This window comes from Pseudomonas sp. MH9.3, assembly GCF_034354675.1.
GTDB lineage: Bacteria > Pseudomonadota > Gammaproteobacteria > Pseudomonadales > Pseudomonadaceae > Aquipseudomonas.
On sequence record NZ_CP133785.1, the window covers coordinates 2,346,368 to 2,359,758 of the forward strand.

Sequence of the window (13,391 nt, forward strand, 5' to 3'; positions counted from 1 at the left end):
CGCTATCGGGAGCAAGCCCCCTCCCACATTGGCTTCTCTTTCACCGAGTATCGCCTTTCACATGGGTTTGCATGTGTGGGTGAGTTACTGCAATTGCAACGTCGAGTTGAATTGACCGATCGCGTCCACCACGTGCCGTGAGCCTTCCTGGATTTCCAGGATCACCTGCCCGGCCTCGTTGGCCAATTCCACGCCGAGCCCCGTACGGTTCAAGCTCGACTGCATACTCGATACCGCGCTCGCCGACAGGTCGTGGTTCTTGCGCACCACCTCGACAATCTCCAGCGTCGCCTGGCTGGTGCGCGCGGCAAGGCTGCGTACTTCGTCGGCCACCACCGCAAAACCGCGCCCATGCTCACCGGCGCGGGCGGCTTCGATGGCGGCGTTGAGCGCCAGCATGTTGGTCTGCTCGGCGATGCTGCGGATGGTCTGCACGATGGTGCCGATGATCTCCGATTGCTTGTTCACCGCGTCGATGCTCACGGCGGCCTGGTTCAGGTCGTGGGAAATGTCTTCGATAATCTGCACCGTCTGCTGCACCACCTGCGAGCCCTTGCGCGCGCAGACGTCGTTTTGCACCGAGGTGGCGTGGGCCGAATCGGCAGCGGTGCGCAGGCTGGTGACCTGGTCGGTGATGTCGCTGGCGAATTTCACCACTTTGTACAACCGACCGCTGGCGTCGAAGATCGGGTTGTAGGAAGCCTCCAGAAACAGCGTCTTGCCGTATTTGTTCTTGCGCTCAAAACGGTGCGAGTGATACTCCCCCCGGTTGAGCGAGGCCCAGAACGCCTTGTAGGCCGGTGACTCAACCTCCTCACGGTGACAAAACAGGCTGTGGTGCTGGCCGACGATTTCACCCAGCGAGTACTGCACCGTGCTCAGGAAGTTATCGTTGGCGTTGAGGATCTGCCCCTGGGGCGTGAACTCGATCATCGCCATGGAGCGACCGATCGCATCGATCAGGCTTTGGTTTTCGTGTTCGCGGTGGACCCGCGCGGAAATATCCGACGCCACTTTGATCACGCTGAGCACCCGCTGCTCGTCGTCCAGCACCGGCATGTAGCTGGCTTCGAGCCAGACCTCCTCGCCGCGTTTATTCAGACGCATGAAGGTGCCGCTGATGGCTTCTCCCCGCGCCAGGTCGCGCCAGAGCGTGGCGTAGGCCTCGGTGTGGGTGTAGGCCTCTTCGCAGAACAGCCGGTGATGTTTGCCGCGAATGTCTTCCACGCTGTAGCCCATGGCTTTGCAGAAGTTGTCGTTGGCATCGAGGATCACCCCCGCGGGATCGAATTCGATCATGGCCATGGAGCGGCCGATGGCGGCGAGTTTGGCGTTGGACTCGGTGAGGGCGCAGGAGAAACGCTGAATCTCGAGCAGGTCGGATTTGTGGTGGAGGTTGAACATGGTCGGATCTCCCTGATTCCCGGCGCTGAGGGGCGCATTCCATTCGAATGAGCATAGCCACGACCAGGCGCTATGCAAGGCGACAGTGCCGGGACGAACACTCAGGGCGCTTTGAAGACTGCCTGCTGAACATCGACCTTTTTCGGAATCAGGCGGTTGGCGAAAAACAGCTCGGCGGTACCTTGCTGGGTAGCGATGTCGGCGGCTGTCAGCGGGCGGATCGGCGTGGGTGAGCGGTGCTCGAAGTAACTCTTTACCACGGCCGGCGGCAGGCCCAGGGTCTTGGCCATCAGCGCGATACTTTCCTGCGGCTGGTCCAGGGACAAGCGCTGCGCCTTGCCCAAGGTTTGAATGATCGTGGCGATGGCATGGGGGTGCTGTTTGGCGAACCGGCTGCTGACCACGAAGAAACTGCCCGCCGGGTTGAGCCCCTGCCCGTCGCCCAGCACTCGGGCAGAACCGTCGACCACGGCGGCCGAGTAGTAAGGGTCCCACACCACCCAGGCGTCCACCTTGCCCTGTTCAAACGCGGCACGGCCATCGGACGGCGACAGGTACACCACGTTCACGTCCTGCCACTGCAACCCGGCACGCAGCAGGCTCTTGAGGAACAGGTTGTGAGCACTGGAGCCCTTGAGCAATGCAACACGTTTGCCCTTGAGCTCGGCCACGCTGTGCAGCGTGCTGGCCTTGGGCACCAGAATCGCTTCGGTCTTGCCGTCATTGGGCTCGACGGCGATGTATTGCAGGTCGATGCCGGCGGCCTGGGCGAAGATCGGCGGGATGTCGCCGATATTGCCAATGTCCAGGCTACCGGCATTGAGCGCTTCCATCAGCGGCGGGCCGCCGAGAAATTCGACCCATTGCACCTGGGTGCCCGGCAGCGCCGCCTCGAAAAGCTTGTGCTCACGGGCCAGCACCATGCTCACCGAGCCTTTCTGATAGCCGACACGCAAGGTTTCAGTGTCGTCAGCCAGTGCCGTTTGGGCCAGCAACGTCAGCGCCAGCAACGAGCCCGTCAGCAGGTATTTTAGTGGTTTCATGGGTAGCCTCTTGATGATCCATTGGGGCGATCCTAACAAGCAGACTTATTCTTTAATAATATTTAAAACTCACCAATATATGATCAAAAAGAATATAAACCTTGATGGATTAACCCATAACCGAACGCGCTTATAATCCTCGCCCCCTGATCACCCGCGCCTGAACACCATGTCCGAAGTGTCCATCCAATTGCTGAGCGAACCGCTCTGGCCGCTGCTGAACAAGTTTTACCGCGCCCACGGTTCATCGATGAAAGCGCTCAAGGGCGGTCGATTATGGGTGGCGCGTGACGCCGAGATCGTCGCCGGGCTATGCCTGACGCCGGTGGTGGGCGGGCACTGGCTGACGGGGCTGTTCGTCGACCCGGCGTATCGCGGGCAAGGGCTGGCGGCGCGGCTGGTTCTGCGCGCAGTGCAACCGGTAGAGGGCACGGTGTGGCTGTTCTGTCACCCGGACCTGCAGGGTGTGTATGACCGGATGGGCTTCACGCAGGAAACGCTGTTGCCGCAATCGCTCAGCGAGCGGCTGGTGCGCTATAAACGCAACAAGCCGCTGATCGCGATGGGCTTAAAAACCTGAAATGCAGCCCCATGTGGGAGGGGGCTTGCTCCCGATTGCAGTGTGTCAGCTACTCAAGCGTGACTGGCACTCAGCCATCGGGAGCAAGTCCCCTCCCACATGTTCAAGCGGTGTGGCGTCAGAGGGTTACTCTTCTACCGCCGGCTCCAGCTCAGGGAACAGCACGTCGGTAAACCCGAATTTGCTGAAGTCGGTAATCCGCGACGGGTACAGCCGGCCGATCAGGTGGTCGCACTCGTGCTGCACCACCCGCGCATGGAAGCCGTCGGCAAAACGCACAATCGGTTCGCCCTTGGGGTCGAAACCTTCGTAGCGAATCTGCTGGTAGCGGTTGACCGCCCCGCGCAGGCCGGGCACCGACAGGCAGCCTTCGTAGTCCTCTTCCAGCACCGGGCTGAGCGGCGTGATCAGCGGGTTGATCAGGATAGTCTGCGGCACCGGCGGCGCGTCCGGGTAGCGTTCGCTGGCCTCGAAACCGAAGATCACCAGTTGCAGGTCGACGCCTATCTGCGGCGCGGCCAGGCCAACACCGCCGACATGTTCCATGGTCTGGAACATGTCATCGATCAATTGCCACAGCTCGGGGCTGTCGAACATTTCCGGCGGTACAGGCGCGGCGATACGCAGCAGGCGCTCGTCGCCCATTTTCAGGATGTCACGGATCATCAATCAGGCTCTACGGGAGTGGGCTTGGAGTGGTCTCGGCCTAAGCCTGAGACATGCTGTTTCTCATCGGTGTGGCCGGGCTCATCAAATTCCTTTTCGCCCGCGTCCTTGCCCTCGGCCGACATGTGTTCGATCACGGCGTTCATCTCCGCGCCGAGCAACAGCACGGCGGCGGAAATATAGAAATACAGAAGCAGCACGATGATCGCACCGATACTGCCATACATGGCGTTGTAGTCGGCGAAGGTTTTAACGTAGTAACCAAAGCCCAGGGACGCGACGATCCAGACCACCACGGCCAGCACGGAGCCTGGGGTGATGAAGCGAAATTTCTGCTCCACGTCCGGCATCACGTAATACATGAGGGCCACGGCAAACATCAGCAGAATCACGATCAACGGCCAGCGCACAATGGTCCACAGGGTAACGACGAATTCCTGCATGCCGATCTGCCCCGCCAGCCACTCCATCACTTGCGGGCCCAGCACCATCAGTGCGGCGGCGGCCAACAACATGCCGGCGATGCCGATGGTGTAGAAAATCGACAGCGGGAAACGCTTCCAGATCGGCCGGCCTTCCACCACGTCGTAGGCGGCGTTCATCGCGCTCATCATCAGGCGCACGCCGGCCGAAGCGGTCCACAGCGCGATCACGATACCCACCGAGAGCAGGCCGCCCTTGGATTGCTGCAACTGGTCGATCACCGGGTTGACCTGTTCCAGCGCCTGGGGCGGCAACACCAGCTCCGATTGCAGGCGCAACCAGCTGAAGAAGTCCGGCAGGTGCAGGAAACCGATCAGGGCAATGAGGAACAGCAGGAAGGGAAACAGCGAAAACAGCATCTGGTAGGCCAGTGCCGAGGCGTAGGTGGGCATCTCATCATCGATGAATTCGGTGACGGTGCGCATCAGCACCTTATGCAGCTTGAGGCCTTGTAGTACCGGAAAGATCATAGCGTCTCCTTTCGCCGCAAAAAGGTCAGATTCGTGGGCGACTCAGGGGCCGTTTTCTACATCAAAGTAGCCCATTTGGCGACTTTGAAACAATTTCCAAAGTTTAGTTGCAGCAGCTGACACAAAAACGGCCATCCGTGGATGGCCGCAGGTCTGCGCAAACGCAGTGCCGGGTCAGGCTTTGTCGACGGTATTCTTGACCGCATCCTTGGTCTTGCCAACGGCTTGCTGGGCTTCGCCCTTCAGTTCCTGAGCCTTACCTTCAGCACGCAGTTTGTCGTTATCGGTGGCTTTGCCGACGCCTTGCTTGACGTTGCCGACGGCTTCGTTAGCCATGCCTTTTACCTTATCGGAAGTGCTGCCCATGGTATTACTCCTGATAACAATCAAATGGTTTTTAATGACTACCTAAAGATTGACCCGGGGCCGTTCTGTAGAGTTTCAATTATTTTCAGGCGGCATTTGATCGCTCCATAAAGGTTTGGCTTTATGTTTTGCAGCCAACCCACGAGAATGCCCGGCAGATTCAGGCTGAAACGCTGAATAACAGATCCCGTAGGAAGGTTATGAAACTCGATAAGACACAGGCCATCGCCCGCAGAAACCAGGCATTGGGCGGCGCCGTACTCGGCGTCAACAACTGCCACTTCACCGACCTGGACCGCAAACGCAACATCTGGTGGTTCGACCTGCCGCTGGTGCGCATTGGCGTGGGCCAGTACGAGTGGATCCACCTGTTGATGCACAACGCCGAGACCGACCAGTTGCTGCACCTGAAGGTGCCCACGCTGTTCCTGCGCGAGAACCTGGAAGGGCTGGTGGTGCGCAATGCAGGCAAGCGCAAGCCCGAGATCACCCTGGAGTTGAGCGCGGACAAGGATTCATACCTCAAGGATGTGCGCCCGGCGGGTGCAGGAATCAGCTTTGCGCAGTTCGCCCTGTAAAAAATGTGCAGGCCATAAAAAACCCCGCATTGGCGGGGTTTTTTATTGGGTTACTTTTTCAGGCCCAGCTTCTTCAGTTCTTCATCGCGCAACTCGCGGCGTAGAATCTTGCCCACATTGGTGGTCGGCAACACATCGCGGAACTCCACCGCCTTGGGCACCTTGTAGGCGGTGACGTTGGCGCGCATGTGTTCCATCACCTGGTCCTTGGTCAGGGTTGCACCGGGCTTGACCACGATGAACAGCTTGATGATCTCCCCGGATTTTTCGTCCGGCACGCCGATGGCGGCGCACTGCAATACGCCCGGCAGGCCGGCCAGCACGTCTTCCAGCTCGTTGGGGTAAACGTTGAAGCCGGACACCAGAATCATGTCCTTCTTGCGGTCGACAATGCGCAGGTAGCCGTCGGGCTGGATGATCGCGATGTCACCGGTCTTCAACCAGCCTTCGCTGTCGAGCATCTCGGCGGTGGCGTCTTCGCGCTGCCAGTAGCCCTTCATCACTTGCGGGCCTTTGACGCACAGCTCGCCGGTCTCGCCCAGCGCCAGTTCGGTGCCGTCGTCGGCGATGACCTTGCACGCCGTGGACGGCACCGGAATACCGATGGTGCCGATCTGGATATGCTGGATCGGGTTGACCGTGGCCACCGGGCTGGTCTCGGTCATGCCATAACCTTCACAGATGCCACAGCCGGTCACGGCCTTCCAGCGCTCGGCAGCCGCCAGTTGCAGGGCCATGCCACCGGACAGGGTGACCTTGAGCGCCGAGAAGTCCAGCTTGCGGAAGCCTTCGTTATTGCACAGCGCCACAAACAGGGTATTGAGACCGACAAAGCCGCTGAACTTCCACTTCGACAATTCCTTGACCATCGCCGGCAGGTCGCGCGGGTTGCTGATCAGGATGTTGTGGTTGCCGATCAGCATCATCGCCATGCAATGAAAGGTGAACGCGTAGATGTGATAAAGCGGCAGCGGCGTGATGAGGATCTCGCAACCCTCATTGAGGTTAGAGCCCATCAGCGCCTTGCACTGCAGCATGTTGGCGACGAGGTTGCGGTGGGTGAGCATCGCGCCCTTGGCCACGCCGGTGGTGCCGCCGGTGTATTGCAGCACCGCCACATCATCGCTGGCCGGGCTCACTTCGTTGACGGTCTGGCCATGGCCCCTGGCGAGCACATCATTGAACTTGATCGCCTTCGGCAAGTGGTAGGCCGGGACCATTTTCTTCACGTACTTGATGACACTGTTGATCAGCAGGCGCTTGAGCGGCGGCAGCAGGTCGGCCACTTCGGTGACGATCACGTGCTTGACGGCGGTTTTGGGCAAGACCTTTTCCGCCAGATGGGCCATGTTGGCCAGGCACACCAGGGCCTTGGCCCCGGAGTCGTTGAATTGGTGTTCCATCTCCCGCGCGGTGTACAGCGGGTTGGTGTTGACCACGATCAGCCCGGCACGGATGGCACCGAACACGGCGACCGGGTATTGCAGGACGTTGGGCAGTTGCACCGCGATGCGGTCGCCGGGCTGCAGGTCGGTGTGCTGTTGCAGATAGGCGGCAAAAGCGCCGGACAATTCGTACAGCTCACCGTAGGTGAGGGTCTTGCCCAGGTTGCTGAAAGCCGGCTTGTTGGCGAAGCGCTGGCAGGACTGCTTCAATACCGCCTGAATATTCGGATACTCGTCTGGATTGATCTGTGCAGCAATCCCGGCGGGGTACTTATCCTTCCAAAAGTCTTCATTCATGGAAGCCCACTCCTCAGCGACGCGAATTCATCATCGCATTTGATGCGATTATTATTGGTGTATGTTTTTTGTACGGTGAATCCGGCGCTTCAAGCAGGCCCAGACGTCACAAAGCGCGCCGAGAGTAGCAGCTTTGCCAAGGGCCGCCTAGAGCCAAACGAGGGCCCCGCAGTCATAATCACGACTGTCCTACAATATTTGGTCACACTTTAAACACGCGTTGAATATCCCGGCAAACCGCTCTGGAACAAGCCCTCCAGCGCACTCCAAAGCAAATGCGGGAGGGGGCTTGCTGCCGATAGCGGCATATCAGTCACCCAATATGTTGACTGACCCACCGCTATCGGGAGCAAGCCCCCTCCCACACTTTTAGACCATTTCAGTTACAGGTTCAGGCGATGTCGCGCAGCTCCCGTCGCAGGATTTTCCCTACCGGCGTCATCGGCAACGAGTCGCGCAACACGATCTGCTTGGGCACCTTGTAGCCGGTGAAGTTGGCCTTGCAGTACGCCTTCAGCTCTTCAACGCTCACGCCCTGGGCACGCGCCACCACGAACAGCTTCACCGCCTCCCCCGTGCGCTCGTCCGGCACGCCGATCACTGCGCAATTGGCCACGGCCGGATGCGCCATCACCACGTCTTCGATCTCGTTGGGGTACACGTTGAAACCCGAGACGATAATCAGGTCTTTCTTGCGATCGACAATGCGTATGAAGCCGTCCTCATCGATCACGGCAATATCGCCGGTCTTGAACCAGCCTTCGGCGTCCAGCGCCTCGGCGGTGGCCGCCGGTTGCTGCCAATAGCCCTTCATCACCTGCGGGCCCTTGATGCACAGCTCGCCACGCTCGCCCAACGGCAGCTCGACACCTTCGTCGTTGATCACCTTCATTGCAGTGGCCGGCACGGGAATGCCCACGGTGCCCAGTCGCGACTTATCGCCGTACGGGTTGGCGCTGGCCACCGGGGAGGTTTCGGTCAGGCCGTAACCCTCGCCGATCGCGCAGCCGGTGAGCTGCTGCCAGCGTTCCGCGGTGGCCTTGATCAGCGCGGTGCCGCCGGAGTTGGTGGTTTTGAGGTGAGAGAAATCCAGCTGCTTGAACTCCGGGTGATCCATCAGCGCGACAAACAGCGTGTTGAGCCCCAGCAGCCCGGTGAAGCGCCACTTTTTCAGCTCCTTGATAAACCCGCCGATGTCCCGTGGGTTGGTGATCAGCACGTTGTGGTTGCCCGAGACCATCATGCACATGCAGTTCGCGGTGAAGGCATAGATGTGGTACAGCGGCAGCGGCGCGATCATCACCTCCTGCCCCTCCTTGACCAGCGGCAGGCCGTCGTCGCCGGTCTGCGACATACAAGCGCGCACCTGCTGCATGTTCGCCACCAGGTTGCGGTGGGTGAGCATCGCGCCCTTGGCCAGGCCGGTGGTGCCGCCGGTGTATTGCAGCACGGCGATATCGTCCAGGCTCACCGGATGCCGCGTCACGTCCAGGCTTGCCCCCAGACGCAGGGCGCGCTTGAACGGCACTGCGCGCGGCAGGTGGTAGGCCGGTACCATTTTCTTCACCTTGTCGACCAGGGTGTTGACCAGCCAACCCTTGGCGGCCGGCATGAAGTCGCCCATTCGGGCTTCGATCAAGTGGTCGATGGCTGTGTCGGCGCACACCTCCTGCACGCGCGAACCGAACAGGTTGAGGTAGACCAGCGCACGCACGCCGGCATCCTTGAACTGGTGGCGCATCTCGCGCGGGGTGTACAGCGGGTTGGTGTTGACCACGATCAGCCCGGCGCGCAAGGCACCGAACACGGCAATCGGGTAATGCAGCACGTTGGGCATCTGCACCGCGATACGCTCGCCGGGCTTGAGGTCGGTGTGCTGCTGCAGGTAACCGGCGAACGCCGCACTCTGGCGCTCAAGTTCGGCGTAGGTCAGGGTAATCCCCATGTTGCTGAATGCCGGACGGTCGGCGAAGGTCTTGCAGGAGCGCTCGAACACTTCGATCACCGAGGTGTAGGCGGTGAGGTCGATGGTATTGGGAACACCGGGCGCGCGTTTGTCATTCCAGAAATCAGGTTGCATTATTCTTGTCCTCTTACCTGAGTGTGTCCGGCCGCTGCTATAAAAGGCGGAGCTTTGGGGACGGTAGCAGCTATAACCAAACAGGCAAATACGCTAAATCGTGTCATTGATTGTATGAATCTTGCCGCTGAGGCATGGGCAGATACCTGGTGCGCGATACACTGCACCCATCCCGAGCAAAGGAAAGCGCCATGAACCACAGCACCTTCTGGCTGACCGCGACTGACCAAAGCCGTCTGTACGTCAATCAATGGCTGCCGGAGGGTCCCGCCAGGGCCGTGGTGATGGTGTCCCATGGCATGGCCGAACACAGCGGGCGCTATGGGCGCCTGGCCGCAGCATTGTGCGCCGGCGGCTACGGCGTGTATGCGCTGGACCAGCGTGGCCACGGCCGTACCGCCGAGTCAGGCACCCTGGGCCTGTACGCCGAGCAGGACGGCTGGAACACGGTGGTCGGCGACCTCGCCAGCCTGCACCAGCACATCGGCCAGCAGCAGCCGGGGTTGCCGATCATTCTGCTGGGTCACAGCATGGGCAGCTACATCGCCCAGGCCTACCTGCTGCACCACAGCGCCAGCCTGCATGGGGCAATTCTCAGCGGTTCGAATTTCCAGCCGGTGGCCCTGTATCGCGCCGCCCGGGTGATAGCGCGTGTCGAATACGCTCGACAGGGCTTGCGCGGGCGCAGTGCGCTGATTGACTGGCTGTCGTTCGGCTCATTCAACAAGGCGTTCAAACCGACGCGTACAGCATTTGACTGGCTCAGCCGCGACCCTGTCGAAGTCGACCGTTACATCAACGACCCGCTCTGTGGTTTTCGTTGCACCAACCAGCTGTGGATCGACCTGCTGGGCGGCTTGCAGCACATCAGCAAAGCGTCCAACCTCGCGCAGATCGATCCGGGCCTGCCGATTCTGGTCGTGGGCGGCGAATGTGATCCGGTGAGTGACGGCAAGCGTCTCAACAGCCTGGCCCAAGCCCTGCGTGAGGCCGGCTGCCAGCACCTGCAATTGACCGTCTACCCGCAGGCGCGGCATGAAGTGTTCAACGAAACCAACCGCGATGAAGTGACCGCGGATGTACTGCACTGGCTCGACCAGGCCCTGACCCTGCGCAGGCCGGCGCGCTGCGAATAAACTTTGCAGAACCGGCCCATTAATGACCGACTAGCCACAGGATGCACTTTTAGATGACCCAGGTAACCAACACCCCCTACGAAGCCCTCGAAGTCGGCCAGACCGCCAGCTACAGCAAGACCGTCGAAGAGCGCGATATCCAACTGTTCGCCGCCATGTCCGGCGACCACAACCCGGTGCACCTGGACGCCGAATACGCCAAGACCACGATGTTCAAGGAGCGTATTGCCCACGGCATGTTCAGCGGCGCGCTGATCAGTGCCGCCGTGGCCTGCGAGTTGCCTGGGCCGGGCACTATCTATGTGGGCCAGCAAATGAGCTTTCAGAAACCGGTAAAGATCGGCGACACGCTGACGGTGCGCCTGGAAATTCTGGAAAAGCTGCCAAAATTTCGCGTGCGCATTGCCACGCGTGTGTTCAACCAGCGCGACGAACTGGTGGTGGATGGCGAAGCGGAGATCATCGCGCCACGCAAGCAGCTTGAATTAACGCTGACCCAGTTGCCACCGATCAGCATTGGCTGAGTCCGAACTCAAATCCAACGCAAAAAAATGCGGGAGGGGGCAAGCCCCTCCCGCATTGGGTTACAGCGCAGTGCTTACGACTGAGCGCGAGCCTGGTTACGCAGGGCTTTCACTTGGTCGTGGTTGCGTTGCACGCCGTGGTACTGACGCTCTACCAGGTCACGAATGCCCAGCAGGTTGTGCTTGTTGATTTTCTCGATCGCTTCTTTGTAAGCCTTCAGTGCGTGGTCTTCACCGCGCTCGGCTTCGTTCAGTACGGCTTCTTCGTCCTTACCGGTGACCATCGACTTCACGTCGACCCAGCCACGGTGCAAGGCGCCGGCAACGCTGCCGGAATCTTCCGGATCGCCACCCAGAGCACGCACGGCGGTTTTCAGTTCTGCGGCAGCGCTGGCGCAATCAGCCGAACGCTTGGCAAACAGAGCCTTCAGCTCCGGGTGCTTGATGTCTTCAGCGCACTCTTTAAAACCTTTCTGACCGTCAATGCTGGTCTCGATCAGGTCGTTCAGTACGGAGATGGATTCTTTATTGATGTCAGTCATTTTTCAATTCCTTATGGCAGGTTTAAAAGGATGCAAGAGTAATTGCAGTGTCCGTGCCAGCTTTCTGAAAAATATATTCCTATTTAAAATCAAACAGTTATGAATTATTGAACCATCTGCGCCGATGTTATTTGCATGATCTGTCCTTTGGCCTTCATGCAGAATGCCTGTATTTTCACTGTCATCGTCTTAACCGCCCAAGATCGCCATGAATCCAGAGAAACTCGAACTGCTGATCACCCGCCAGATGCCCTTCGGCAAATACAAGGGCCGGATCATCGCCGACCTCCCCGGCCCCTATCTCAATTGGTTCGCCCGCGAAGGTTTCCCCCATGGCGAGCTGGGCGGCCTGCTGGCCTTGATGCAGGAAATCGACAGCAACGGCCTGGCCGAACTGCTGGAACCACTGCGCACCAAACACGGCAAGCCCGCCCCTCGCCATTAGGAGTTTCGCCATGCCAGGGAATGCAAACAACGAGCAGCACTGGCGCACTATTGCCCAGCGCTATGAGCAGGAGCCAGGCCCGATCAACCTGGAGAACGGCTACTTCGGGCGCATGAGCCGCGCAGTGCAGGCGCAGTATCTGGAACACGTAGCGTTCATCAACCGCAGTAATTCGCTGCATGTGCGCCAGCGCTTCGAGCGCGGTGACAATGACGCCATCCGCTGCCAACTGGCCGGCTTGATCAACGCCGATCCGCAGGCGATAGCGTTCACGCGCAACGCCACCGAAGCCCTGCAGTCGCTGATCCGCAATTACAATCGCCTGCAACCGGGCGATCAGGTGCTGATCAGCGATCTGGAGTACGACACGGTCAAGGGGGCGATGCGCTGGCTGGCGGGCTATCGAGGTGTGGAGGTGATCGAAATCGCCCACCTTCATCCGGCCAGTTTCGACATCCTGGTGCACACCTATCGCGAGGCATTTGTGCAGTATCCGCGCCTGAAGCTGATGGCACTGACCCATGTCACCCACCGTACCGGCCTGGTGATGCCGGTCGAAACCATCGCCAGGGCCGCGCAAGCGCACGGCGTGGATGTGATACTCGACGGCGCCCACGCGCTGGGCCAGATCGACTTCAATCTCGCCGAACTGGGAATCAGCTTTGCCGGCTTCAACCTGCACAAGTGGATCGGCGCGCCGCTGACCCTGGGTTTCCTCTACATCGCCCCCGAGCGCCTGGCCGATATCGACCCGGACATGGGCGAGTGCCACTACCCCGCCACCGACGTGCGCGCACGCACGCCCTATAGCACACCAAACTTCCCTGCGTTGATGACGTTGCCATGGGTGCTGGAAGAACATCGCAGCCTGGGTGGCGCGGCGGCCAAGGGTGCGCGGCTCAATTACCTGAGGGACATGTGGGTGAGTCAGGTGCGGTCGCTGCCCGGGATTGAAGTACTCACGCCGGATGACCCCAGACTGTATTGCGCGATTACCGCATTCAAGTTCAGTGGGCGGGACCAACAGGTGATGGTGGACCGTCTGCTCAAGGAGCACGGCCTGTTTACCACGACCCGCACGGGGCCGGCATTTGGCACGTGTATTCGGGTGACGCCAGGGGTGGTGACCTGTGCTGAGGACATCAATGTCCTGATCAACGCAATCACTCAACTGGCCACCGACTGACAGGTGGGAGGGACTTGCTCCCTCCCACACTAGCCCTCGTCCACATCAGGTATGTGTGACTTTGAGGTTTTTTACAGGCAAAAAAAAAGCGGCACACCGACCAAGTGCGCCGCAAAAATGCCGTTAAGCACAGCAACAACGATTCT

14 protein-coding genes and 1 pseudogene are annotated in these 13,391 nt (G+C 59.8%); 6 read left to right on the plus strand and 9 right to left on the minus strand.

Features of this window, described 5'->3' with window-relative positions; genetic code table 11:
* Nucleotides 1-84: 84 nt before the first annotated feature.
* The 3 genes and pseudogenes from RHM60_RS25685 to RHM60_RS10180 all read right to left on the minus strand — a co-directional run bounded on the left by RHM60_RS25685 (nucleotide 85) and on the right by RHM60_RS10180 (nucleotide 2,447).
* Nucleotides 85-657, minus strand: a complete 573-nt coding sequence (locus RHM60_RS25685; RefSeq protein ID WP_373460631.1) for a methyl-accepting chemotaxis protein — start codon at nucleotides 655-657, stop codon at nucleotides 85-87.
* 21 nt (nucleotides 658-678) lie between these two features.
* Nucleotides 679-1,404: pseudogene (locus RHM60_RS25690) on the minus strand (PAS domain-containing protein); the annotation flags it as partial.
* Between the two features lie 101 nt (nucleotides 1,405-1,505).
* Entirely contained in the window at nucleotides 1,506-2,447 is a 942-nt protein-coding gene (locus RHM60_RS10180) for an aliphatic sulfonate ABC transporter substrate-binding protein (RefSeq protein ID WP_322214336.1), read from the minus strand.
* Nucleotides 2,448-2,616: 169 nt separating this feature from the next.
* Here RHM60_RS10180 and RHM60_RS10185 point away from each other — a divergent pair, with 169 nt between their 5' ends.
* Nucleotides 2,617-3,027, plus strand: a complete 411-nt coding sequence (locus tag RHM60_RS10185; RefSeq protein WP_209984100.1) for a GNAT family N-acetyltransferase — start codon at nucleotides 2,617-2,619, stop codon at nucleotides 3,025-3,027.
* A 126-nt stretch (nucleotides 3,028-3,153) separates the two neighbouring features.
* Here the strand turns inward: RHM60_RS10185 and def are convergent, their stop codons facing one another.
* From def to RHM60_RS10200, 3 genes are all read right to left on the minus strand, one after another.
* On the minus strand, nucleotides 3,154-3,693 hold the full coding sequence (gene def / locus RHM60_RS10190; protein WP_057007110.1) for a peptide deformylase: 540 nt from the start codon (nucleotides 3,691-3,693) through the stop codon (nucleotides 3,154-3,156).
* A complete protein-coding gene (locus RHM60_RS10195; protein ID WP_209984102.1) occupies nucleotides 3,693-4,646 on the minus strand; it encodes a YihY/virulence factor BrkB family protein in 954 nt (317 codons plus the stop codon). The genes def and RHM60_RS10195 overlap by 1 nt, the downstream gene beginning before the upstream one ends.
* A gap of 174 nt (nucleotides 4,647-4,820) precedes the next feature.
* On the minus strand, nucleotides 4,821-5,012 hold the full coding sequence (locus RHM60_RS10200) for a CsbD family protein (RefSeq protein ID WP_003237824.1): 192 nt from the start codon (nucleotides 5,010-5,012) through the stop codon (nucleotides 4,821-4,823).
* 200 nt (nucleotides 5,013-5,212) lie between these two features.
* Here RHM60_RS10200 and RHM60_RS10205 point away from each other — a divergent pair, with 200 nt between their 5' ends.
* The gene (locus RHM60_RS10205) at nucleotides 5,213-5,590 is read left to right on the plus strand and encodes a hypothetical protein (RefSeq protein ID WP_057007112.1); all 378 of its coding nucleotides are present in this window, start codon (nucleotides 5,213-5,215) and stop codon (nucleotides 5,588-5,590) included.
* Nucleotides 5,591-5,640: 50 nt separating this feature from the next.
* On the opposite strand, the gene fadD1 is transcribed toward RHM60_RS10205, so the two are convergent.
* Together fadD1 and fadD2 are read right to left on the minus strand one after the other, a co-directional pair.
* Nucleotides 5,641-7,332 carry a long-chain-fatty-acid--CoA ligase FadD1 gene (gene fadD1, locus RHM60_RS10210; protein ID WP_231422895.1) on the minus strand — a complete coding sequence of 564 codons (1,692 nt, stop codon included), beginning with the start codon at nucleotides 7,330-7,332 and terminating at the stop codon, nucleotides 5,641-5,643.
* Between the two features lie 391 nt (nucleotides 7,333-7,723).
* Nucleotides 7,724-9,412, minus strand: a complete 1,689-nt coding sequence (fadD2, locus tag RHM60_RS10215; protein ID WP_231422894.1) for a long-chain-fatty-acid--CoA ligase FadD2 — start codon at nucleotides 9,410-9,412, stop codon at nucleotides 7,724-7,726.
* A gap of 191 nt (nucleotides 9,413-9,603) precedes the next feature.
* Here fadD2 and RHM60_RS10220 point away from each other — a divergent pair, with 191 nt between their 5' ends.
* Nucleotides 9,604-10,548 (plus strand): alpha/beta hydrolase, encoded by a 945-nt coding sequence (locus RHM60_RS10220; protein ID WP_322214339.1) that lies wholly within the window; start codon nucleotides 9,604-9,606, stop codon nucleotides 10,546-10,548.
* A gap of 53 nt (nucleotides 10,549-10,601) precedes the next feature.
* Nucleotides 10,602-11,072 (plus strand): MaoC family dehydratase, encoded by a 471-nt coding sequence (locus RHM60_RS10225; protein WP_057007116.1) that lies wholly within the window; start codon nucleotides 10,602-10,604, stop codon nucleotides 11,070-11,072.
* 74 nt (nucleotides 11,073-11,146) lie between these two features.
* Here the strand turns inward: RHM60_RS10225 and RHM60_RS10230 are convergent, their stop codons facing one another.
* Nucleotides 11,147-11,614: a PA2169 family four-helix-bundle protein gene (locus RHM60_RS10230; protein WP_322214340.1), complete on the minus strand. Its 468-nt coding sequence runs from the start codon at nucleotides 11,612-11,614 to the stop codon at nucleotides 11,147-11,149.
* A gap of 208 nt (nucleotides 11,615-11,822) precedes the next feature.
* Here RHM60_RS10230 and RHM60_RS10235 point away from each other — a divergent pair, with 208 nt between their 5' ends.
* Both RHM60_RS10235 and RHM60_RS10240 read left to right on the plus strand, forming a co-directional pair.
* Entirely contained in the window at nucleotides 11,823-12,059 is a 237-nt protein-coding gene (locus RHM60_RS10235; RefSeq protein WP_231422891.1) for a DUF3820 family protein, read from the plus strand.
* Nucleotides 12,060-12,069: 10 nt separating this feature from the next.
* Entirely contained in the window at nucleotides 12,070-13,245 is a 1,176-nt protein-coding gene (locus RHM60_RS10240; RefSeq protein WP_322214341.1) for an aminotransferase class V-fold PLP-dependent enzyme, read from the plus strand.
* Nucleotides 13,246-13,391 lie beyond the last annotated feature (146 nt).